This is a genomic window from Streptomyces viridosporus T7A (genome assembly GCF_008704515.1).
Taxonomy (GTDB): Bacteria; Actinomycetota; Actinomycetes; order Streptomycetales; family Streptomycetaceae; genus Streptomyces; species Streptomyces viridosporus.
In genome coordinates this window covers 2,363,126-2,386,136 of sequence record NZ_CP023700.1, presented here as the reverse complement: position 1 = coordinate 2,386,136, position 23,011 = coordinate 2,363,126, and the positions used below count along the sequence as shown (strand labels likewise).

Genomic DNA, 23,011 nt, shown 5'->3' with positions numbered 1-23,011 from the left:
CTCTCCCCGGCGCGGTGCTCCGCGCAGCCTCACCGGCCCCAGCGTCACCCGGACGACATATGAGCAGGTATTCGCACAGTCGAGCGAAACCGGTAAAGCCGCAGGTTAGCCCAGCCTTTCCTTGCTGGCGGCGGGGAGTTTCACGGCGTACATTGGGTGATGTCGAAAAGTAGAATCTGTCCAAACAAGGGCTCGGGTGAGCCCTGCGCGAGTTTCTTGGGGGACGCTTCATGGCCATCATCGAAACCGAGGCGGCGCTGCACGAGGCGCACCGCGACAACCACACGCACCGGGACGTGAACGGCGGCTGGCTGCGCCCGGCCGTCTTCGGCGCGATGGACGGCCTGGTCTCCAACCTCGCCCTGATGACCGGCGTCGCCGGCGGCTCCGTCGGCCAGCAGACCATCGTCCTCAGCGGTCTCGCGGGCCTGGCCGCCGGTGCCTTCTCCATGGCCGCCGGCGAGTACACCTCCGTCGCCTCCCAGCGCGAGCTGGTCGAGGCCGAGCTGGAGGTCGAGCGCCGTGAGCTGCGCAAGCACCCCCAGGACGAGGAGGCCGAGCTCGCCGCGCTCTACCAGGCCCGCGGCGTCGAACCGGAGCTGGCCCGCGAGGTGGCCCGGCAGCTCTCCCGGGACCCCGAGCAGGCCCTGGAGATCCACGCCCGCGAGGAGCTCGGCGTCGACCCCGGCGACCTCCCCTCGCCGACCGTCGCCGCCGTCTCCAGCTTCGGCTCCTTCGCGCTGGGCGCGCTGCTGCCCGTGCTGCCCTACCTCCTCGGTGCGAGCAGTCTGTGGCCCGCCGTGCTGGTGGCGCTGCTCGGACTCTTCCTGTGCGGCGCGGTGGTGGCCAAGGTGACGGCGCGGACCTGGTGGTACAGCGGTCTGCGGCAGCTCGCCCTCGGTGGCGCGGCGGCCGGTGTGACGTATGCCCTGGGGGCGCTGTTCGGGACGGCCGTAGGATGACCCGGCGCGCTCTTGTGCGATGTGCCGTATAAGCAGTCGTCACCCTCTGGTTTCGGCCGCGTGAGCGCGGGGCATGAGCCGTAAGCGTTGCGGGCGAGGAGGCCGGCGGCGTGCCCGCGGGGCGGACGAGGACGCCCGCTCCGCCGTCGGACCGCCGGACACCGATCTGTCCGGCCGGATCCCCCCAAGCTCCTCGGGGCTTCTTCCACCGTCGGACGCGGAAACCCGTCGCGTCCCGTGCGGTGTCCGTATGCCGGAACGGAATATCCCGCTTCCCGAGAACCGCTCCATCGTGTAGCCTGCACCAGCTTTCGCACCACGCAGAGGGCCAGCGTCGTCCCTCGGCATCTTGCACCTGCCACATGACGACGACGGGAGAGCCGATGCGTACGCCGCGCCAGCCGTCCCAGCATTCCGTGAGCGACCGCCCGAATTGGTCCTTCATGGATGCCCGCCCTGCCGCGCAGGGCATGTACGACCCCCGCGACGAGCACGACGCCTGCGGCGTCGGTTTCGTCGCGACCCTCACCGGCGAGGCGTCCCACACCCTGGTCGACCAGGCCCTCACCGTCCTGCGCAACCTCGAGCACCGCGGTGCCACCGGTTCCGAGCCGGACTCCGGCGACGGTGCCGGCATCCTCTCCCAGGTCCCGGACGCCTTCTTCCGCGACGTCGCCGGATTCGACCTGCCCGAGGCCGGTGCCTACGCCGTCGGCACCGCCTTCCTGCCCCCGGACGCCGCCGAGGACGCCGCCGTCCGGATCGGCCGGATCGCCGCCGCCGAGGGCCTGACCGTCCTCGGCTGGCGCGAGGTGCCCACCGCGCCCGAACTGCTCGGCGCCACCGCCCGTTCCACGATGCCGGTCTTCCGGCAGGTCTTCGTCACCGACGGGGGGAACCGGGGCATCGACCTCGACCGCAAGGCCTTCGTGGTGCGCAAGCGCGCCGAGCGCGAGGCCGGCGTCTACTTCCCGTCGCTGTCCGCGCGGACCATCGTCTACAAGGGCATGCTGACCACCGGTCAGCTCGAGCCCTTCTTCCCGGACCTGTCCGACCGCCGCTTCGCCTCCGCGATCGCGCTCGTGCACTCCCGGTTCTCCACGAACACCTTCCCGTCGTGGCCGCTGGCGCACCCGTACCGGTTCGTCGCGCACAACGGTGAGATCAACACCGTCAAGGGCAACCGCAACTGGATGCGCGCCCGTGAGTCGCAGCTGACGTCCGACCTGTTCGGCTCCGGCGAGGACCTCGAGCGCGTCTTCCCGGTCTGCACGCCCGACGCCTCCGACTCGGCGTCCTTCGACGAGGTCCTCGAACTGCTGCACCTGGGCGGGCGTTCACTGCCGCACTCCGTGCTGATGATGATCCCGGAGGCGTGGGAGAACCACGCCTCCATGGACCCGGCCCGGCGCGCCTTCTACCAGTACCACTCCACGATGATGGAGCCCTGGGACGGCCCCGCCTGCGTCACCTTCACCGACGGCACCCAGGTCGGCGCCGTGCTCGACCGCAACGGCCTGCGCCCCGGCCGCTACTGGGTCACCGACGACGGCCTGGTCGTCCTCGGCTCCGAGGTCGGCGTCCTCGACGTCGACCCGGCGAAGGTCGTCCGCAAGGGCCGCCTGCAGCCCGGCCGCATGTTCCTCGTCGACACCGCCGAGCACCGCATCGTCGAGGACGACGAGATCAAGGCAGCCCTCGCCGCCGAGCACCCGTACGCGGAGTGGCTGGAGGCCGGCGAGATCGAGCTGTCCGACCTGCCCGAGCGCGAGCACATCGTGCACACCCACGCCTCGGTCACCCGCCGCCAGCAGACCTTCGGCTACACCGAGGAGGAACTGCGCGTCATCCTCGCGCCGATGGCCAAGTCCGGTGCCGAGCCGATCGGTTCGATGGGCACCGACGCGCCGATCGCCGCGCTCAGCGAGCGCCCGCGGCTGCTCTTCGACTACTTCACCCAGCTCTTCGCCCAGGTCACCAACCCGCCGCTGGACGCCATCCGCGAGGAGCTGGTCACCTCCCTGCGCTCCTCCCTCGGCCCGCAGGGCAACCTGCTGGAGCCGACGGCCGCCTCCTGCCGCAGCGTCGTCCTGCCGTTCCCGGTGATCGACAACGACGAGCTCGCCAAGCTCATCCACATCAACGCCGACGGCGACATGCCCGGCTTCAAGGCCGCGACCCTGTCCGGTCTGTACCGGGTCTCCGGCGGCGGTGACGCGCTCGCCGCGCGCATCGAGGAGATCTGCGTCGAGGCCGACGCCGCGATCGGCAACGGCGCCCGTCTGATCGTCCTGTCCGACCGGCACTCCGACGCCGAGCACGCGCCGATCCCGTCGCTGCTGCTCACCGCGGCCGTCCACCACCACCTCATCCGCACCAAGCAGCGCACCCAGGTGGGCCTGCTGGTCGAGGCCGGCGACGTCCGCGAGGTCCACCACGTCGCCCTGCTCATCGGCTACGGCGCCGCCGCCGTCAACCCCTACCTGGCGATGGAGTCCGTCGAGGACCTGGTCCGCGCCGGCACCTTCCTGCCGGGCATCGAGCCCGAGAAGGCGATCCGCAACCTCATCCACGCCCTCGGCAAGGGCGTCCTGAAGGTCATGTCCAAGATGGGCATCTCCACCGTCGCCTCCTACCGCGGCGCCCAGGTCTTCGAGGCCGTCGGCCTCGCCGAGGACTTCGTGGAGAAGTACTTCGACGGCACGGCCACCAAGATCGGCGGAGTCGGCATCGACGTCGTCGCCCGGGAGGTCGCCGCCCGCCACGCCAAGGCGTACCCCGCCTCCGGCATCGCCCCCGCGCACCGCGCCCTGGACATCGGCGGCGAGTACCAGTGGCGCCGCGAGGGCGAGCCGCACCTGTTCGACCCGGAGACGGTCTTCCGCCTCCAGCACTCCACGCGCTCCGGCCGCTACGACATCTTCAAGAAGTACACCGAGCGCGTGAACGAGCAGTCCGAGCGGCTGATGACGCTCCGCGGGCTGTTCGGCTTCACCTCCGACCGGCAGCCGGTCCCCGTCGACGAGGTCGAGCCGGTCTCCGAGATCGTCAAGCGGTTCTCCACCGGCGCCATGTCGTACGGCTCCATCTCCCAGGAGGCGCACGAGACCCTCGCCATCGCCATGAACCAGCTGGGCGGCAAGTCCAACACCGGCGAGGGCGGCGAGGACCCGGAGCGCCTGTACGACCCGGCGCGCCGCTCCTCCGTCAAGCAGGTCGCCTCCGGCCGCTTCGGCGTGACCTCCGAGTACCTGGTCAACTCCGACGACATCCAGATCAAGATGGCCCAGGGCGCCAAGCCCGGCGAGGGCGGCCAGCTGCCCGGCCACAAGGTCTACCCGTGGGTGGCGAAGACGCGTCACTCGACGCCGGGCGTGGGGCTCATCTCCCCGCCGCCGCACCACGACATCTACTCCATCGAGGACCTCGCCCAGCTGATCCACGACCTGAAGAACGCCAACCCGCAGGCGCGGATCCACGTCAAGCTGGTCTCCGAGGTCGGCGTCGGCACGGTCGCCGCGGGCGTGTCCAAGGCCCACGCGGACGTGGTGCTCATCTCCGGTCACGACGGCGGCACGGGCGCCTCCCCGCTGACCTCGCTCAAGCACGCGGGCGGCCCCTGGGAGCTCGGCCTCGCCGAGACCCAGCAGACCCTGCTGCTCAACGGGCTGCGCGACCGGATCGTCGTCCAGACCGACGGCCAGCTCAAGACCGGCCGGGACGTGGTCGTCGCCGCGCTGCTCGGCGCCGAGGAGTTCGGCTTCGCGACCGCGCCGCTGGTGGTCTCCGGCTGCGTCATGATGCGCGTCTGCCACCTGGACACCTGCCCGGTCGGCATCGCCACGCAGAACCCGGTCCTGCGGGACCGGTTCTCCGGCAAGGCCGAGCACGTCGTGAACTTCTTCCGGTTCATCGCCGAGGAGGTCCGCGAACTCCTCGCCGAGCTGGGCTTCCGCTCCGTCGAGGAGGCCGTCGGCCACGCCGAGGTGCTCGACGTGACCCGCGCGGTGGACCACTGGAAGGCGCAGGGCCTGGAGCTGGCCCCGCTGTTCCACGTGCCCGAGCTGCCCGAGGGCGCCGTCCGCCACCAGGCCGTCCCCCAGGACCACGGCCTGGAGAAGGCGCTCGACAACGAGCTGATCAGGCTCGCCGCCGACGCGCTGTCCGCGACCGACGCCGCCGACGCCCAGCCGGTGCGCGCCCAGGTCGCCATCCGCAACATCAACCGCACGGTCGGCACCATGCTCGGCCACGAGGTGACGAAGAAGTTCGGCGGCGCGGGCCTGCCCGACGACACCATCGACATCACCTTCACCGGCTCCGCCGGCCAGTCCTTCGGCGCCTTCGTCCCGCGCGGCATCACCCTGCGCCTGGAGGGCGACGCCAACGACTACGTCGGCAAGGGCCTGTCCGGCGGCCGGATCGTCGTCCGCCCGGACCGGGGCGCCGACCACCTCGCCGAGTACAGCGTCATCGCGGGCAACACCCTCGCCTACGGGGCCACCGGCGGCGAGATGTTCCTGCGCGGCAAGGTCGGCGAGCGGTTCTGCGTCCGCAACTCCGGCGCGCTGGTCGTCTCCGAGGGCGTGGGCGACCACGGCTGCGAGTACATGACCGGCGGCCACGCGGTCGTCCTCGGCGAGACCGGCCGCAACTTCGCGGCCGGCATGTCCGGCGGCGTCGCCTACGTCATCGACCTGGACCGCGACCACGTCAACGCCGGCAACCTGGACGCCGTCGAGGCGCTGGACGACGCCGACCGGCAGTGGCTGCACGACGTGGTCCGCCGGCACCAGGAGGAGACGGGCTCCACCGTCGCCGGGAAGCTGCTCGCCGACTGGGACGGCTCCGTGCGGCGCTTCAGCAAGATCATCCCCCGTACGTACAAGGCAGTGCTCGCCGCCAAGGACGCCGCCGAGCGAGCCGGTCTCTCCGAGACCGAGATCACCGAGAAGATGATGGAGGCGGCGATCAATGGCTGATCCGAAGGGCTTCTTGAACCACGGCCGCGAGGTCGCCACGTCCCGTCCGGTCGAGGAGCGCCTCAAGGACTGGAACGAGGTCCACGTCCCCGGCTCCCTGCTGCCGATCATCAGCAAGCAGGCCGGCCGGTGCATGGACTGCGGCATCCCGTTCTGCCACAACGGCTGTCCGCTGGGGAACCTCGTCCCCGAGTGGAACGACTACGCCTACCGCGGGGACTGGGCGGCGGCGAGCGAGCGCCTGCACGCGACGAACAACTTCCCGGAGTTCACGGGCCGGCTGTGCCCCGCTCCGTGCGAGTCGGCGTGCGTGCTCGGCATCAACCAGCCGCCGGTCACCATCAAGAACGTCGAGGTCTCGATCATCGACAAGGCGTGGGAGGCCGGGGACGTCGCCCCGCGGATCCCCGAGCGCCTGTCCGGCAAGACCGTCGCGGTCGTCGGCTCGGGGCCCGCGGGTCTGGCCGCCGCCCAGCAGCTGACCCGGGCCGGCCACACGGTCGCGGTGTACGAGCGGGCCGACCGCATCGGCGGCCTGCTGCGCTACGGCATCCCCGAGTTCAAGATGGAGAAGCGGCACATCAACCGCCGTATCGAGCAGATGCGCGCGGAGGGCACCAAGTTCCGCACGGGCATCGAGATCGGCCGCGACATGCCGGCGTCCGCGCTGCGCAAGCGGTACGACGCCGTGGTCCTGGCCGTCGGCGCCACCACCCCGCGCGACCTGCCGGTGCCCGGCCGCGACCTCAAGGGCATCCACCAGGCCATGGAGTACCTGCCGCTGGCCAACAAGGTGCAGGAGGGCGACTACGTCACCCCTCCGATCTCGGCCGAGGGCAAGCACGTCGTCGTGATCGGCGGCGGCGACACCGGCGCCGACTGCGTGGGCACCGCCCACCGCCAGGGCGCGGCCTCCGTCACCCAGCTGGAGATCATGCCCCGCCCGGGCGAGGAGCGGGACCCGGCCTCCCAGCCGTGGCCGACGTTCCCGATGCTCTACAAGGTCACGTCCGCCCACGAGGAGGGCGGGGAGCGGGTCTACTCCGTCTCCACCACCCGCTTCGAGGGCGACGAGGACGGCCACGTCCAGTGGCTGCACCTGACCGAGGTCGAGTTCGTCGACGGCAGGCCGACCCCGAAGCCGGGCACCGAGCGGAAGATCCCGGCCCAACTGGTCACCCTCGCCATGGGCTTCACCGGCACCGACCGGGCCAACGGACTGGTCGAGCAGTTCGGCCTGGAGCTCGACGAGCGCGGCAACATCGCCCGCGACGCCGACTTCCGGACCAACGTGCCCGGCGTGTTCGTCGCCGGTGACGCCGGCCGCGGCCAGTCGCTCATCGTGTGGGCGATCGCCGAGGGCCGCTCGGCCGCCCGCGGCTGCGACCGCTTCCTCACCGGGGCCAGCGACCTGCCGGCCCCGATCCGCCCGACGGACCGCGCGCTGGCGGTCTGACCGGCCCGCAAGACGCCCCGTACAACGGCGTACGGGCGGGACATCTGGGGGACACCCCCCAGACCCCCCGAGACGGCGCCTGCCCCCTGTCCCCGACCGGACCGGGCAGGCGCCGTCGTTGCGTGCGCGTGCCCGGACCGGCCCTACGGCACCCGGAACGTCCCGCCGTACGCCCGCCACACCAGCGGAGTGTCCAGCTTCAGGTTCCCGGCCTCCAGGAAGCGCCGCTGGGCGGTGTCGACGCGGGAGGTGTCGCTGCCCGGCCGCTTGGTGAGCATCGCCTCGCGGCGGACGTCGAGGAAGGCGTCCAGGTACGCCTTCTCCGAGCCGCCCCGGGCCGGTGTCCTCGCCTTCTCCATCACGCGCTCCCGCAGGCCGTAGAAGCCCTCCGGGTCGGTGTCGGGCCCGTGGAAGACCATCGCGTCGTAGTAGACGAACTGGCCGAGCGTGTCCAGGCCGTCGAGCTTGGCGAGGCGGACGGCCGGCTCGAAGTAGAGGCGGTCGCGCATCTCCTCCTGCGCCCTGCGGAACTCGGGCAGCTCCGCCTCCGCCCGCCAGGCCGCCGTGAAACCGGGGTCCAGGCCCTCGTGCGAGTCCGTGCCGTCCACCTCGCGCAGGGCGGGCAGATAGCGCTCCAGACCGTTGCCCGGGTGCTCCTCGCTGTAGTGCTCGACCAGCATCAGCAGGTCGTGGGTACCGCTGCAGAAGCCGATGATGCCGGCCGTGTAGCCCTGGCCGTCGCCGTGGTCCTCGATGCTGCCGTACAGGCTGCGCCAGTCCAGGGTGGAGTTCTGGACGCTGGCCACCAGCCGCTGCGCCAGTTCCTTCTTCTCCGGCGCGGCGAGGCCCGCGGGCAGGCCGGCGATGAGCGCGTCGTCCTCCGCCCGCTCCTCCTCGGCCCGGTCCTTGGCGTCCTCACGGGCCGCCTGGGCGGTGGCCGCGGGCGGAGCGGCCGGGGCGTCGGCCGAGTCCGTCGGCATGGCGAAGTACACCGCCGTGGCGATCACGGGAGCGGCCGCGAGGAGCAGCGCACCGGAACGTTTCACTGGGGAACACCTCCACCCGTCAGTTCGGACATCCTGATCGCCGCCGCTGCCGCCAGCAGTACCACCAGCCCCGCGCACGCGCCCACCTGCACCGCCGTCCGGCGCCCGTCCCGGGGCGCGTACGCGAACGCCAGCGCCACCGCGCCGCCCGCCAGCAGCCCGCCGAGGTGCCCCTCCCAGGACGTGACCGCGGCGGAGAGCACCAGCCACACCAGCAGACCGGCCATGAACCGGTTGACGGTGCTCATGTCGGCGCCGACCCGCCGCGCCATGACGTAGTACGCGGCCCCCACCCCGAAGACCGCCCCGGACGCGCCCACCACGGCGTCCTCCGGCGCGAGCAGCAGCACCAGCACCGAACCGCCCAGCGCCGACAGCAGGTACAGGGAGAGGTAGTGCACACGGCCCAGCATCGGCTCGACGAGCCGGCCGAGGTTCCACAGCGCCACCATGTTCATCACGATGTGGAAGACGCCGAACGTCCCCTCGGTGGGCGGCAGGTGCAGGAACGCACCGGTCAGCAACCGGTACCACTCCCCGTCCACCAGCCCTTCCGGACGGAAGCCCTCCGGGTACTGGTCGGTCCACAGGTAGTGCCCGCCGTCCGGCCCGGTCAGCCCCGCGCCCAGCATCGCGAACCGGTCCACGATCTCCGGCCGGACCAACTCCGCCCCGTACACCAGCACATTGACCGCGATCAGCACGTACGTCACCACGGGCACCGCCGAGACCCGGCCGCCGACCAGGGTCCGCGCCTGCCGCACCGACCGCGCGCCCTCCTTCACGCAGTCGGGGCACTGGTGGCCCACGGCCGCCTCGCGCATGCAGTCCGGGCAGATGTACCGCTCGCAGCGGATGCAGCGGACATGGCACTCCACCCCGGGGTGGCGGTAGCAGGTGGTGACGGTGGACTCGGAATCCACGGACCGGCTCCTTGAGGGGACGGGAACGGAACTGAGCCGGTGAGGACGGCAGCGAACAAAATAACGAATGACGGTGGCCGGAGAGAGGGGCGGGGTGCGCGTGCCGTGGCCCCGAGGCCGTCTCCGCCGGACGGGCGGCCGGTCCCGGTGACGGCGGGGGCACCCCGCACGGCCGCGACCGGCCCGAGCGGACCGGGGGAGCCCAGCCCCGAGCGGCCCGGGGAACCGCCGGTCCCGAGCGGCCCGGGGGAGTCCGGCGGCCCCCGGGGCCTACTGCCTCAGCGAGAAGCCCAGCACCACGCCCGCCGACACCTCCACCATCCCCGGCACCAGGTCCCCGGACGAGGAGCCGCCCCCGCCGCCGTGACCGCGGTACTGCCGGAACTCGTACGACTCGGAGTCCACGTCCTGGATGTGCAGCACCGTGCCGATCCGCACGCCCGCCGCCTCCGCGTACACCTCCGCCTTGCGCCGGGCCGCGGCCACGGCCCGGCGGCGCGCCTCGTCCCGCAGGGCCGGCTTGTCGTGCACGTCGAACTCGACGCCGTCGATGGCGTGCGCCCCCGCCCCGACCGCCTCCACGATCAGCTCCTGGAGGCCGTCCAGCGCCTCGCTCTCCACGACGTACGCGGCCTTGCAGCGGTAGCCGCGGAACGTCCGCTCGCCGCCGTACCCGTCGTACTCGGAGTTCAGACTGAGCCGCGAGCCGGACACCGACGCGTCCGGTACCCCGTGCCGGCGCAGCACCTGACGCAGCCGCGCCGCGGCCGCGCCCGCCTCCCGGAACGCCCCGTCCGGCTCGGGCTCCAGCACGTCCACCCCGAGCCTGACCCGGACCAGCTGCGGCTCGACCCGCACGCTGCCCGCACCGAAGGTACTGAGCCCCCAGGGCTCCTTGATCGTCTCCGTCATGCGGGCATTGAAGCACCGCCGGACCGCGGCGCGCCGGTGAATACGGAGGCCGAGCCCCACCCCCGCCGCCTATGTGTCGCACTCCAGCACCGTCCGGCACAACCCGCACCGCGCCCGCACCCGCCCCCGGACCTCCACCCGGATCCGCTGGTGGCAGGTGGGGCACGGGAACGACACCCGCAGCGGACCGTCGCCGTCCGGCGCGAAGCGGTACGGGACCTCCGGCCCGGCGTCCGCCGGGACGGCGGCGAGCTGGTGGTCCCGGGCGCGGCGGCGGTCCCGCGCGTAACGCCGGCGGCCCGCCCAGCCGGCCGCCGCCAGCGGCGGCTGCCGCTCGTCACGGCGGGCCAGCGCCATGCCCTCGGCGTACGCGGTGTACGCCTGCGGGCTGGTGAACCACACCGACGGGTCCTCCCCGAACGCCAGCGACCGCTTCGCCAGCACGTACCCGAACTCCTCCGGCGTGAGGTACCCCAGCTTCTGCGACGACACCCCGTCCTGACGGAACGCGTCCAGCAGCAGCCACCCCGCCCCCAGGTACGTCGCCGCCGTGTCCGTCAGGATCTCGTTGTCCCGCGTACCGGGGAACGACAGCCCCAGACGGTGCAGGTACACGTGCGCCACCTCGTGCGCCAGCGCCGCCCCGATGTCCCGCCGATGCGTACGGAACCGGTCGTTCAGCTCGACGAAGTACTCCGGACCCGCCTCGAGTTCGACGTTCGCCGCGTGCTTCATCTCCCGGAACCCGACGATCAGCCGCGCGTCCGGCAGCCGGTAGTGCCGCACCAGCTCGCGGGCCACCCGCTGCGCCCCCAGATGGAGATCGTCCGTGTCGCAGAACGCCACGTCGGCCGGCGCCACACTGGTCGAGAACGTACGGACCGTGTCGTACGACAGACGCCTGTACACCGCGGTGATGGCCGCCCGCACCGTCTCCAGATGCGGATAGCCGTGCTCGACCGGTCCGTCGTTCGCCACGTCTCACCCCCGGACGCCCTGAACCCGATTCCACTGTACGGGCACGCCCGGGCCACCGCCCCCGCCACCCGTAGGCTGACCTCCCATGACCACCAGCAACACCGGCACCGCGGACGTCGACCCCGCCGTCCGCGAGGAGCTCACCCGGCTGCGCGACAGCATCGACAACATCGACGCGGCCGTCGTCCACATGCTCGCCGAGCGCTTCAAGTGCACCCAGCAGGTCGGCCGCCTCAAGGCCGAGCACCGGCTGCCGCCCGCCGACCCGGACCGCGAGGGCCGCCAGATCGCCCGGCTGCGCGCCCTCGCCGAGAACGCCAAACTCGACCCGGCCTTCGCGGAGAAGTTCCTGAACTTCATCATCGCCGAGGTGATCCGCCACCACGAGGGCATCGCCGACGCGGCCGTGAACGGCCCCACGCCCCCGGCGGACCGCCCCACAACGGCCTCCCCCGGGGAGTGACACGAGGGCCCGGGCGGGGCATGCTGCGCTGTGCGCTCCTTGTCGGCCGACGGACACCACCCGCCGGCCCCCGGACAGCTCACCTCCGGTCCCTTGCGAGGAGGGACGTGCGCCATGCCACCCGATGCCCGCATCCTCATCGTCGACGACCACAAGGACACCCTGTACGCGCTGGAGAACGCCCTGGCCCCGCTGGGCCGCCCACTGGGCCGGGCCACCAGCGGCGACGAAGCCCTCAAACAACTGCTGCGCGGACCCGTCGGCCTGGTGCTCCTCGACGTCCACATGCCCGGCACCGGCGGCCTGGAGGTCGTGCGCTACATGCGCCGCCTGGAACAGACCCAGCACATCCCCGTCGTCCTGCTCACCGGCTTCGCCCGCGACCGGCAGCTCGGCGGCGCCGCCTACGCCCTCGGCGTCGCCGACCTCGTCACCAAACCCGTCGACCCCTGGGCCCTGCGCACCAAGGTCCGCCACCTCTACGACACCCACCAGCGCCACCTCGCCCTCGAACGCGAGATCCGCACCCTGCGCGCCCGCCTCGAGGAGCACACCGCGGGCCCCGGACGCCCCGCCCTGCCCCACCCCCACGCACGCGTACCACCCGGACAGCCCGCGGGGGCGCACACCGGGGAGCTCGAACGGGACCGGACATAGGCCGCGTACCGATAACCGCCTCTGTGCCGTGCCGCCGGTATCAGGCAGCATGGCCTGCATGTCCGTACTGACGCGCGACGAAGCGCAGAACCGAGCACAGCTCCTCGACGTCCACCGGTACACGATCGACCTCGATCTGACCACCGGCGACGAGACCTTCGACTCCCGTACCCTGATCCGGTTCACCGTCCGCGCGGACCAGGACGTCACGGACACCTTCGTCGAGGTCAAACCCGCCGAGCTGCGCTCCGTCACCCTCGACGGACACCCCCTGGACCCCCAGACCCTCGACGGCAACCGGCTGCCGCTGAAGGACCTCACCGCCGGCGCGCACGAACTGCGCGTCGACGCCCGGATGCGCTACTCCCGCACCGGCGAGGGCATGCACCGCTTCACCGACCCCACCGACGGCCGGACCTACGTCTACACCCAGCTCTTCCTGGACGACGTGCAGCGCGTCTTCGCCGCCTTCGACCAGCCCGACCTCAAGGCCGTCTTCGAACTCGCCGTCACCGCCCCCGAGGACTGGACCGTCCTCGCCAACAGCGTCACCGAGCACACCGGCGACGGCGTCTGGAAGGCCGCCCCCACCCCGCCCATCTCCACCTACCTCGTCGCCGTCGCCGCCGGCCCCTGGCACTCCGTGCGCACCGAGCACCGCGGCCTGCCCTTCGGCATCCACTGCCGCCGCTCGCTCGCCCCCCACCTGGACGCCGACGCCGAAGAACTCCTCGACATCACCCGCGCCTGCTTCGACCGCTACCACGAGAAGTTCGAGGAGCCCTACCCCTTCGACTCCTACGACCAGGCCTTCGTGCCCGAGTTCAACGCGGGCGCCATGGAGAACCCCGGACTGGTCACCTTCCGCGACGAGTTCGTCTACCGCTCCGCCGTCACCGACACCGAACGCCAGACCCGCGCCATGGTCGTCGCGCACGAGATGGCCCACATGTGGTTCGGCGACCTCGTCACCCTCACCTGGTGGGACGACATCTGGCTGAACGAGTCCTTCGCCGAGTACATGGGCTACCAGACCCTCACCGAGGCCACCCGCTTCACGGACACCTGGACCGACTTCGGCGTCGCCCGCAAGGCCTGGGGCTACGACGCCGACCAGCGCCCCTCCACCCACCCCGTCGCCCCCGAAGACGTGGAGGACACCGCCTCCGCACTGCTCAACTTCGACGGCATCTCCTACGCCAAGGGCGCCTCCGCCCTGCGCCAGCTCGTCGCCTGGCTCGGCGAGAAGGACTTCCTCGCCGGCATCAACATCCACTTCCAGCGGCACAAGTTCGCCAACGCCACCCTCGCCGACTTCATCGACTCCCTCGCCGCCGCCACCGACCGCGACGTCCACGCCTGGGCCGACGCCTGGCTGCGCACCACCGGCGTCGACACCCTCACCGCCTCCGTCGAGGCGCGCCCCGGCCAGTGGACCCTCGCCCTCGACCGCGACGGCGACCGCCCCCACCGCGTCACCGTCGGCGTGTACGACCGCGCCCTCGGCGACGGCCGCACCCTCGTCCTGCGGGAACGCTACGAGACCGACGTCCCCCGGGACACCGCCCCCGAGCCGCGCCCCGGCACCCGCCCCGCCCTCGTCGTCCCCAACGACCTGGACCTGACCTACGCCAAGATCCGCTTCGACGACGCCTCCCTGGAGACCGTCCTGCGCGGCCTGTCCGGCATCCCCGACGCGCTCACCCGCGCCGTGGTGTGGAACGCGCTGCGCGACATGGTCCGCGACGGCGCACTCGCCCCGGCCGACTACCTGGCGACCGCCGCCGCCCACCTGCCCGAGGAGACCGACCTCGCCCTCGTCCAGGGCGTCCTCGCCTTCGCCACCGCCCACATCGCCGACCGCTACCTCGCCCCCGGCCGGCGGCCCGCCGCGCTCGCCACCCTCACCGAGCTGTGCCGCGACCTCATCCGGCGCACCGAGGACGGCGACCACCCCGGCCTGCGCCTGATCGCCGTACGCCACCGCATCGACACCGTCGCCCACCCCGACACCATCGCCGCCTGGCTCGCCGACGGCACCGTCCCCGGCGGCCCCGAACTCGACCCCGAACTGCGCTGGCGGATCCTGGCCCGCCTCGCCGCCCTCGGCGCCGTCGACGAGACCGACATCGCCGCCGAACTCGAACGCGACCCCAGCGCCACCGGCCGGGAAGGCGCCGCCCGTTGCTGTGCCGCCCTCCCCGACGAAGCCGCCAAGGCCCGCGCCTGGAACGCCATGTTCGGCTCCGACACCCAGGCCGGCCTGTCGAACTACCTGTTCACCGCCACCGCCCAGGGCTTCTGGCAGCCCGAACAGGCCGACCTCGTACGCCCCTACGTGGCCCGCTACTACCAGGACGCCGTGGCCGTCGCCGCCCGCCGCGGCCCCGCCATCGCCGAGGCCGCCGGCCGCTGGGCCTTCCCCGCCCACGCCGTCGACGCCGAGCACCTGGAACTCGGCGAGAAGTGCCTGAGCGAAGCCGACCCGATCCCCGCCCTGCGCCGCAAACTCGTCGACCAGCTCGACGACCTCGCCCGCGCCCTGCGGGTCCAGCAGGCGTAACCCGGCCCCTCGGGGTGCCGCCGCCGGCCCCGGCGGCACCCCACCCGCCCCCGAAAGCGGACGTACCACCTTCGGGGGTGTTCACCGGGCTTTTCGGACGCGGCACCCCCTGCGCGTACAAGCTGGATCCTCCCCGCGGAACCCCGCCCGCGCCGCGCCCCCGGAGGACCGCCCATGCACACGCCGCCCCTCGCGTCCGGCCCCCAAGGCCCCCGCCACCTGCGGCCCCTGCTCGACACCGTCCTCGACGCCCTGCACACCGGCACCCACGCACGCGGCGGGCCCCTGCCCACCGGCGGACCCGACACCGTCACCGCGGCCGTCCACGACGCGGCCGGCGACCTCCTGCCCGACCGGGGCGACCCCGACGCCCTGCGCACCCTCGTACACGCCTTCGCCGCGGGCGCCGCCGACCCCGCACACCCCCTGTGCGCCGCCCACCTGCACTGCCCGCCGCTCGCCGTCGCGGCCGCCGCCGACCTCGCGGCCTCGGCACTCAACCCCTCCCTCGACTCCTGGGACCAGGCCCCGGCCGCCTCCGCCCTGGAAACCCTCCTCACCCGGACCCTCGCCCGCGAGACCGGCCACACCGACGGCCTCGTCACCACCGGCGGCACCGAGGCCAACCAACTCGCCCTCCTCCTGGCCCGCGAAACCCACGGCACCGTACGGCTCGTCCACGGAGCCAACGCCCACCACTCCCTGCCCCGCGCCGCCTGGCTGCTCGGCCTGCCCGACCCCGTCGTCGTCCCCGCACCCGCCGGCACCCTCGACCCCGTCGCCCTCGACGACGCCCTCACCCGACTGCCCGGCCCCCGCGGCTCCGTCCTCGTGGCCGCCACCGCCGGCACCACCGACACCGGCCTCATCGACCCCCTGCCCGACATCGCCGCCCGCTGCACCGCCCACGGCGCCCGCCTCCACATCGACGCCGCCTACGGCGGCGCCCTCCTCTTCAGCGACCACCACCGGGCCAAGCTCACCGGTCTCGACGCCGCCCACACCATCACCCTCGACCTGCACAAACTCGGCTGGCAGCCCGTCCCCGCCGGCCTCCTCACCGTCCGCGACGCCCACGACCTCGCCGCCCTGCACCACCGGACCGACTACCTCAACGCCGACGACGACACCGAAGCCGGACTCCCCGACCTCCTCGGCCGCTCCCTGCGCACCACCCGCCGCCCCGACGTCCTCAAACTCGCCGTCACCCTCAAAACCCTCGGCCGCACCGGCCTCGGCGCCCTCGTCGACCAGGTCTGCGCCCACGCCCGGGAGTTCGCCGACCTCGTCCACGCCGACCCCCGCTTCCACCTCCACGACCGGCCCGCCATCAGCACGGTCCTCTTCCGGCCCGCACACGCCCCCGACCCGGCCGTCGCCGCCGTACGACGCCACCTCCTCACCACCGGCCGCGCCGTCCTCGGCCGCGCCCGCGCCGACGGACGGCTCTGGCTCAAGGCCACCCTCCTCAACCCCGCCACCCGCCCCGACGACCTGCGCGCACTCCTCACCCTCGTGCACCGCACCCACGCCGAAGGACCCCGATGACCCCCACCCCCCACGCCCCCGAGGCCCCCCACGACCTCATCGGCATCGGCATCGGCCCCGCCAACCTCTCCCTCGCCGCCCTCGCCCACCCCCTCACCCACCTGCGCACCGCCTTCTACGACCAGCACCCCCGCTTCACCTGGCACCCCGGCCTGCTCCTCGACGACGCCACCGTCCAGGTCCCCTTCCTCGCCGACCTCGTCACCCTCGCCGACCCCACCAGCCCCTGGAGCTTCCTCAACCACCTCAAGGACCGCGAACGCCTCTACCCCTTCTACTTCGCCGAGCACTTCCACGTCCGCCGCACCGAGTACGACGCCTACTGCCGCTGGGTCGCCGACCGCCTCCCCACACTCCACTTCGGCCACCGGGTCGACGCCGTCCGCTGGAACCCCGAACACGCCCTCTTCGAAATCGACTTCACCCGACCGGCCGCCGACGGCGAAGCCGCACCCCCCGGCCGCGCCCGCGCCCGGAACGTCGTCCTCGGCATCGGCAGCGAACCCCACGTCCCCGCCCCCCTGCGCCCCCTCGCCGCAGACCCCGCCCTCCCCGTCCTCCACGCCGCCGACTACCTCACCCACCGCGACACCCTCCTCGCCGCGGGCCACATCACCGTCGTCGGCACCGGCCAGTCCGGCGCGGAGATCTTCCTCGACCTGCTGCGCCGCCGCCCCACCGGACGCGAGCGGCTGCACTGGATCGGCCGCACCGAGGCGTTCGCCCCCATGGAGTACTCCAAACTCGGCCTCGAACACTTCACCCCCGACCACACCCGCTACTTCCACGCCCTCCCCGAACACGTCCGCGACCGGCTCGTCCCCGCACAGTGGCAACTCCACAAGGCCATCGACGCCGCCACCATCGCCGCCATCCACGACGAGCTCTACCGGCGCACCCTCCACGGCGGCTGGCCCGACACCGTGCTCACCCCCGGCGTCCACGTCCGCACCGCCGGCCGCCTCGCCACCGGCGGAATCGAACTCCACCTCGAGCACCCCCGGCAGCACACCCGCACCCGCCTCACCACCGACGCCGTCGTCCTCGCCACCGGCCACCGGCAGCGCCCCCTCGACCGCCTCCTCGCCGCCCTCGCCCCCCACCGCGACCGCGCCGGCCGCCCCCGCGTCGACGAACACTTCCGCCTCACCCTGGACCCCTCCGTCACCGGAACGGTGTACGTCCAGAACGCCGAACTGCACACCCACGGAGTGGGCGCGCCCGACCTCGGACTCGCCGCCTGGCGCAGCGCCACGATCCTCAACCACCTCACCGGCGGACAGACCTACCCCCTCCCCGCCCGCACCGCCTTCACCACCTTCGGCCTCCGCCCCCGGACGCCGCAGGCCCCGCCCACCCGGCGAGCCGCCCGGCTCACCCCCCTGGCGGAGGGGACCTGAGGACCCGCACGGAGGAGGAACCGACGGACGACGCGCACAGACGCGCGAGGACTCCGACCCGAGCACGCCGCCCCCGAACAGACCCCCCGGGTTGCGACCCGACGGCCGGTGTCCGACCCTCCCCATATGCTCATCGGAATAGCCCGCAGCACACGTCAGCCCTCGTCAACAACCTTTCACCGACAGGCCGTTGGGTCGTCACGCGCCACCAAATCGCTACCCGTCGGTAAGCCCTAGGGTCGAACCATGCGCCGAGCGAAGATCGTCTGCACCCTGGGCCCCGCCACCGACTCGTACGACCAACTCAAAGCCCTGGTCGACGCCGGAATGGACGTCGCCCGATTCAACCTCAGCCACGGCAGCCACGCCGAACACGAGGAGCGCTACCGGCACGTCCGCAAGGCCGCCGACGAAACCGGCCGCAGCGTCGGCGTCCTCGCCGACCTCCAAGGCCCGAAAATCCGCCTCGGCCGCTTCACCGAAGGCCCCGTACTCCTCGAAGCCGGCGACACCTTCACGCTCACCGTCGAAGAAGGCGCCCAGGGCGGCCGCCACGGCTGCGGCACCACCTACGGCGGCCTCGCCACCGACGTCACCCCCGGCGAACGCATCCTCGTCGACGACGGCAGGGTCACCCTCGAGGTCACCGCCGTCGACGGCCCCCGCGTCCGCACCACCGTCGTCGAGGGCGGCATGGTCTCCGACCACAAGGGCCTCAACCTCCCCGGCGCCGCCGTCTCCGTCCCCGCCCTGTCCAAGAAGGACGAGGACGACCTCCGCTGGGCCCTGCGCACCGGCTTCGACATCATCGCCCTCTCCTTCGTCCGCACCGGACGCGACATCAAGGACGTCCACCGGATCATGGACGAGGAGGGCCGCCGCCTCCCCGTCATCGCCAAGGTCGAGAAACCCCAGGCGGTCGAGAACATCGAGGACATCGTCGCCGCCTTCGACGGCATCATGGTCGCCCGCGGGGACCTCGGCGTCGAAATGCCCCTCGAACAGGTCCCCATCGTCCAGAAGCGCGCCATCAAACTCGCCAAGCGCAACGCCAAGCCGGTCATCGTCGCCACCCAGATGCTCGACTCGATGATCGACAACGCCCGCCCCACCCGCGCGGAGGCCTCCGACGTCGCCAACGCCGTCATCGACGGCACCGACGCGGTCATGCTCTCCGGCGAGACCAGCGTCGGCAGGCACGCCGTCGAAACGGTCCGGACGATGGCCCGCATCGTGGAGGCCGCCGAGGAGGACATCCTCGCCCGGGGCCTCCCGCCCCTGACCGAACGCAACAAGCCCCGCACCCAGGGCGGGGCGGTCGCCCGGGCCGCCGCCGAGATGGGCGACTTCCTCGGCGCGAAGTTCCTCGTCGCCTTCACCCAGTCCGGCGACACCGCCCGCCGCCTCTCCCGCTACCGCTCCCCGATCCCGCTGCTGGCCTTCACCACCAACCCGGCCACCCGCTCCCGGCTCAGCCTCACCTGGGGCGTGGAGACCTTCCTCGGCCCGCACGTGGACACCACGGACGCGATGGTCGAGCAGGTCGACGAACTGCTGCTGGAGTACGGCCGCTGCGAGAAGGGCGACACGGTCGTCATCACCGCGGGCTCCCCGCCGGGGGTCCCCGGCACGACGAACCTCGTCCGGGTCCACCACATCGGGGAGGACGACACCGCCGACTGAGGGACCCCGGGCCCCGGCCGGTCAGTACTTGGGGCCCACGTGGAGGTCCATGAGGGCGACGGAGGCCTTGCGGGCGACGGAGATCGTGACCGCGGCGCGGCTCTGGTTGAGCGGCTTCCACTCGACACCGACGCGATCAAGGGTGTCCGTGAAGAGGCGGACGATGTCGGACGAGGTGTTGGTGAAGAAGTACCGAGGGTATTCGTAGCGCTTGCGCTCGCCGGCCACCGTGCGGGTCGTCCAGTTGGTGATCCGGCAGCCGTCCGAGTGAATGAGCCCGCGGATGAACTCCCAGGAGTGGGCGTCGACGATCGCTTGCTGCCAGGGTTCGAGAGCGATCTTTCGGGTGTGCTTCATGCCCGGGCCGTGCTGGGGGAAGAGGCAGAGCCAGTGCTTGCTGGTGCTGGTGACCGCCACGCACCCTTGTTTCTGCACGCGGAAGACGCTGTTGTCCGGGCGAGCGGCGCGCAGTGCCCCCTCGCACTCGTCGATGATGCCCGGCCATGCGTTGTCCAGGACGATGCGCATGATGTACACGCCTTTACGGTGGGCACTGATGCAGCCGTCGCCGAGGTAGAGACCGAGGAGGTAGGCGTAGGCCGCAGGATTCTCGGGTGTACTGAGAACTCCCTGACAGCGAGGGCAGGACCTGCTCACGCACTCGAGCGGCTCGATACGTGTCTGCCAGGAGCGGATGGCGTATCTGGACACCCCCATCTCCTTGCTGACGGAGTTCAGGCTGCGCCCCTGTGCCACCAGCGCCAGTGCTCGCTCACGCGTGTTCATGTCGTACACGCGACCACTCTGGGTCACTTGCCGTGACCACGAGCAGCAAAAAGTGGATGTTCACGAGAACGTGAACATCCACTCATGAGGCGCGACCTTGGGATTGAAGGAAATGTGCCCCGGGTGGGACTCGAACCCACACTGTATGGTGTTTGAGACCATCGTCTGCTGCCAATTGGACTACCGGGGCCCATGGAATCGAAGGTTGACCTCAACTCCGTGCCCACTACTTTACCGCAGCTAGGTACGCTCTTGTCAGCAGTACCGTCTGCCCCGCACCAAGGAGCCCACGTGAGCGCCCCCGAGCCGCCCCAGCCCGTAGACGTGCCCGACGACGACAAGTCGCACGTGCCTCCGCTGACGACGCGTGTCGTGATCGCCGAGGACGAGGCCCTGATCCGGCTCGACCTCAAGGAGATGCTGGAGGAGGAGGGGTACTCCGTCGTCGGTGAGGCCGGTGACGGTGAGCAGGCGATCGAGCTGGCCCGTGAGCACCGGCCCGACCTGGTGATCCTCGATGTGAAGATGCCGAAGCTGGACGGTATCTCCGCGGCGGAGAAGATCGCCGAGGAGCGCATCGCCCCGGTGCTGATGCTGACCGCGTTCTCGCAGCGCGACCTGGTGGAGCGGGCGCGGGACGCGGGGGCGATGGCGTACCTGGTGAAGCCGTTCAGCAAGAGCGACGTGGTCCCGGCCATCGAGATGGCGGTGTCGCGGTTCACGGAGCTCAAGGAGCTGGAGCGCGAGATCGCGGACCTGAGCCAGCGGTTGGAGACGCGGAAGCTGGTGGACCGGGCGAAGTCGGTGCTGCAGACGCAGTACGGGCTGACGGAGCCGGCGGCGTTCCGGTGGATCCAGAAGACGTCGATGGACCGGCGGATGTCGATGCAGCAGGTGGCGCAGGCGGTCATCGACGACGCGGAGGAGAAGAAGGCGTCGAAGGGGTGAGTCCCCCGGCGGCGAGAGGCCCGCGCCCCTTCAGGGGTGCGGGCCTCTCGCCGTGTGGGCCGGGTGGCCGGGCGGTCTCAGTCCTCGCCGAGGTAGGCCTTGCGGACGGATTCGTCGTGGAGGAGGTTCTGTCCGGTGCCGGAGAGGACGATGTTGCCGACCTCCATGACGTGGCCGTGGTCCGCGAGGGAGAGGGCGGCCTGGGCGTTCTGCTCGACGAGCAGGATGGTGGTGCCCTGGGACTTGAGTTCGGCGATGGTCGCCATGATCTTCTGCATCATGATCGGTGAGAGGCCCATGGAGGGTTCGTCGAGCATGAGGAGTTTGGGCTGGGACATCAGGGCCCGGCCCATGGCGAGCATCTGCTGCTCCCCGCCGGAGAGGGTTCCGGCGGCCTGCTTGCGGCGTTCCCCGAGGATGGGGAAGAGGTCGTAGGCGCGCTGGATGTCCTTCTCGATGCCCGCCTTGTCGCTGCGGAGGAAGGCGCCGAGGCGGAGGTTGTCCTCGATGGTCATGCGGGGGAAGATGTGCCGTCCCTCGGGGGAGTGGGCGAGCCCGAGGGAGACGATCTTGTGGGCGGGGATCTTCTTGAGCGACTTGCCGTTGAACTTGATCTGGCCGCCGACGGGCTTGAGGAGCCCGGAGAGCGTGCGCAGGGTGGTGGTCTTGCCGGCGCCGTTGGTGCCGATGAGGGTGACCACTTCGCCGGCGTCGACGCTGAACGAGATGCCCTTGACGGCCTGGATCTTGCCGTAGGCGACTTTGAGGTCCTCGACTTCGAGGAGTGCGGTCATCGGTCGTTCTCCTTGCCGGGCGCGGCGTCCGTGGTGGCCTCGGCCGCGGCTTCGGCGGCTTCGACTTCGGCGGCCTCGGCGGCGCCGGGGTCGTTCTCCATGGGTTCACCGATGTAGGCGGCGATGACGCGTTCGTCGCCCTGGACGGTGGCGGGGTCGCCCTCGATGAGTTTCTGGCCCTGGACGAGGACGGCGACGCGGTCGCAGAGGTTGAAGATGAACCGCATGTCGTGCTCGATCACGAGGACGGCGGTGCCCTGGTCGCGGATGGCGAAGATGAGTTCTTCGGCCGCGCGGGTCTCCTGGGGGTTCATGCCGGCGGTGGGCTCGTCGAGGAGCAGCAGGCCGGGTTCGCTGGCGAGGGCGCGGGCGATCTCGAGCTTGCGCTGTTCGCCGTAGGGGAGGTTGCGTGCGAGGTGGTCGGCCTTGTCGGCGAGGCCGACGAACTCCAGGAGTTCCGTGGCGCGTTCGCGGGAGGCCGCTTCGGCCTTGTGGAAGCCGGGTCCGCGCAGGACGGCCGACCAGAAGCCTTCCTTGGTGCGGGTGTGGCGGCCGACGAGGACGTTCTCGAGGACGGTCATGTTGGCGAAGAGCCGGATGTTCTGGAAGGTGCGGGCGATGCCGGCGGCGGTGACCTTGAAGGACTTGGGCGGCAGGAGCTTGCCCTTGTAGCGGACCTCGCCCTCGGTGGGGATGTAGAGGCCGGTGAGGCAGTTGAAGAAGGTGGTCTTGCCGGCGCCGTTGGGTCCGATGAGGCCGACGATCTCGCCGCTGCTGACGGTGAGGTCGACGTCGCGGACGGCGGTGAGGCCGCCGAAGCGCATGGTGACGCCGCGTGCGTCGAGGACGGTGGTGCCGGGGGCGGGTGCGCCCGGGGTGGTGTCCTTGGTGGTGGTGTCGGTGGTCATGG

The 23,011-nt window shown here is 71.8% G+C and carries 17 protein-coding genes and 1 tRNA gene; 10 read left to right on the top strand and 8 right to left on the bottom strand.

Annotated elements, in window-relative coordinates:
- Nucleotides 1-230 precede the first annotated feature (230 nt).
- The 3 genes from CP969_RS11205 (at nucleotide 231) to CP969_RS11195 (ending at nucleotide 7,400) form a co-directional block, all read left to right on the top strand.
- Nucleotides 231-962, top strand: a complete 732-nt coding sequence (locus tag CP969_RS11205; RefSeq protein WP_004989373.1) for a VIT1/CCC1 transporter family protein — start codon at nucleotides 231-233, stop codon at nucleotides 960-962.
- Nucleotides 963-1,345: 383 nt separating this feature from the next.
- Complete coding sequence (gene gltB, locus CP969_RS11200; protein WP_078495433.1) at nucleotides 1,346-5,944, top strand: glutamate synthase large subunit; 4,599 nt, start codon at nucleotides 1,346-1,348, stop codon at nucleotides 5,942-5,944.
- Nucleotides 5,937-7,400: a glutamate synthase subunit beta gene (locus tag CP969_RS11195; protein ID WP_016826718.1), complete on the top strand. Its 1,464-nt coding sequence runs from the start codon at nucleotides 5,937-5,939 to the stop codon at nucleotides 7,398-7,400. The genes gltB and CP969_RS11195 overlap by 8 nt, the downstream gene beginning before the upstream one ends.
- Before the next feature lie 143 nt (nucleotides 7,401-7,543).
- Here CP969_RS11195 and CP969_RS11190 read toward each other — a convergent pair whose 3' ends face one another.
- From CP969_RS11190 to CP969_RS11175, 4 genes are all read right to left on the bottom strand, one after another.
- Nucleotides 7,544-8,446, bottom strand: a complete 903-nt coding sequence (locus tag CP969_RS11190) for a chitosanase (RefSeq protein WP_016826719.1) — start codon at nucleotides 8,444-8,446, stop codon at nucleotides 7,544-7,546.
- Nucleotides 8,443-9,369 carry a rhomboid family intramembrane serine protease gene (locus CP969_RS11185; protein ID WP_016826720.1) on the bottom strand — a complete coding sequence of 309 codons (927 nt, stop codon included), beginning with the start codon at nucleotides 9,367-9,369 and terminating at the stop codon, nucleotides 8,443-8,445. Before CP969_RS11185 ends, CP969_RS11190 begins: the two co-directional genes overlap by 4 nt.
- 270 nt (nucleotides 9,370-9,639) lie before the next feature.
- On the bottom strand, nucleotides 9,640-10,281 hold the full coding sequence (locus CP969_RS11180; protein ID WP_016826721.1) for an SIMPL domain-containing protein: 642 nt from the start codon (nucleotides 10,279-10,281) through the stop codon (nucleotides 9,640-9,642).
- A gap of 69 nt (nucleotides 10,282-10,350) precedes the next feature.
- Nucleotides 10,351-11,259, bottom strand: a complete 909-nt coding sequence (locus tag CP969_RS11175) for a hypothetical protein (RefSeq protein WP_004989393.1) — start codon at nucleotides 11,257-11,259, stop codon at nucleotides 10,351-10,353.
- An 85-nt stretch (nucleotides 11,260-11,344) separates the two neighbouring features.
- On the opposite strand from CP969_RS11175, the gene CP969_RS11170 reads away from it, so the two are divergent.
- The 6 genes from CP969_RS11170 to pyk all read left to right on the top strand — a co-directional run bounded on the left by CP969_RS11170 (nucleotide 11,345) and on the right by pyk (nucleotide 19,573).
- Complete coding sequence (locus tag CP969_RS11170) at nucleotides 11,345-11,722, top strand: chorismate mutase (RefSeq protein ID WP_016826722.1); 378 nt, start codon at nucleotides 11,345-11,347, stop codon at nucleotides 11,720-11,722.
- Between the two features lie 114 nt (nucleotides 11,723-11,836).
- Nucleotides 11,837-12,379, top strand: a complete 543-nt coding sequence (locus tag CP969_RS11165; protein ID WP_016826723.1) for a response regulator — start codon at nucleotides 11,837-11,839, stop codon at nucleotides 12,377-12,379.
- Between the two features lie 49 nt (nucleotides 12,380-12,428).
- Entirely contained in the window at nucleotides 12,429-14,942 is a 2,514-nt protein-coding gene (gene pepN, locus CP969_RS11160; protein WP_016826724.1) for an aminopeptidase N, read from the top strand.
- Between the two features lie 174 nt (nucleotides 14,943-15,116).
- On the top strand, nucleotides 15,117-16,490 hold the full coding sequence (locus CP969_RS11155; RefSeq protein ID WP_016826725.1) for a pyridoxal phosphate-dependent decarboxylase family protein: 1,374 nt from the start codon (nucleotides 15,117-15,119) through the stop codon (nucleotides 16,488-16,490).
- A complete protein-coding gene (locus tag CP969_RS11150; RefSeq protein WP_016826726.1) occupies nucleotides 16,487-17,890 on the top strand; it encodes a lysine N(6)-hydroxylase/L-ornithine N(5)-oxygenase family protein in 1,404 nt (467 codons plus the stop codon). Before CP969_RS11155 ends, CP969_RS11150 begins: the two co-directional genes overlap by 4 nt.
- 246 nt (nucleotides 17,891-18,136) lie before the next feature.
- Nucleotides 18,137-19,573, top strand: a complete 1,437-nt coding sequence (pyk, locus tag CP969_RS11145; RefSeq protein ID WP_004989404.1) for a pyruvate kinase — start codon at nucleotides 18,137-18,139, stop codon at nucleotides 19,571-19,573.
- A 21-nt stretch (nucleotides 19,574-19,594) separates the two neighbouring features.
- Here pyk and CP969_RS11140 read toward each other — a convergent pair whose 3' ends face one another.
- Nucleotides 19,595-20,368 carry a helix-turn-helix domain containing protein gene (locus tag CP969_RS11140; protein ID WP_026085269.1) on the bottom strand — a complete coding sequence of 258 codons (774 nt, stop codon included), beginning with the start codon at nucleotides 20,366-20,368 and terminating at the stop codon, nucleotides 19,595-19,597.
- A gap of 106 nt (nucleotides 20,369-20,474) precedes the next feature.
- Nucleotides 20,475-20,549, bottom strand: a tRNA-Leu gene (locus CP969_RS11135).
- 101 nt (nucleotides 20,550-20,650) lie between these two features.
- Here CP969_RS11135 and CP969_RS11130 point away from each other — a divergent pair.
- Nucleotides 20,651-21,307, top strand: coding sequence for an ANTAR domain-containing response regulator (locus CP969_RS11130; RefSeq protein ID WP_004989407.1), 657 nt, complete (start codon nucleotides 20,651-20,653; stop codon nucleotides 21,305-21,307).
- A gap of 77 nt (nucleotides 21,308-21,384) precedes the next feature.
- On the opposite strand, the gene CP969_RS11125 is transcribed toward CP969_RS11130, so the two are convergent.
- Both CP969_RS11125 and CP969_RS11120 read right to left on the bottom strand, forming a co-directional pair.
- Nucleotides 21,385-22,101, bottom strand: a complete 717-nt coding sequence (locus tag CP969_RS11125) for an ABC transporter ATP-binding protein (RefSeq protein WP_004989409.1) — start codon at nucleotides 22,099-22,101, stop codon at nucleotides 21,385-21,387.
- Complete coding sequence (locus CP969_RS11120) at nucleotides 22,098-23,009, bottom strand: ABC transporter ATP-binding protein (protein ID WP_016826729.1); 912 nt, start codon at nucleotides 23,007-23,009, stop codon at nucleotides 22,098-22,100. The genes CP969_RS11125 and CP969_RS11120 overlap by 4 nt, the downstream gene beginning before the upstream one ends.
- Between the last annotated feature and the right edge of the window lie 2 nt (nucleotides 23,010-23,011).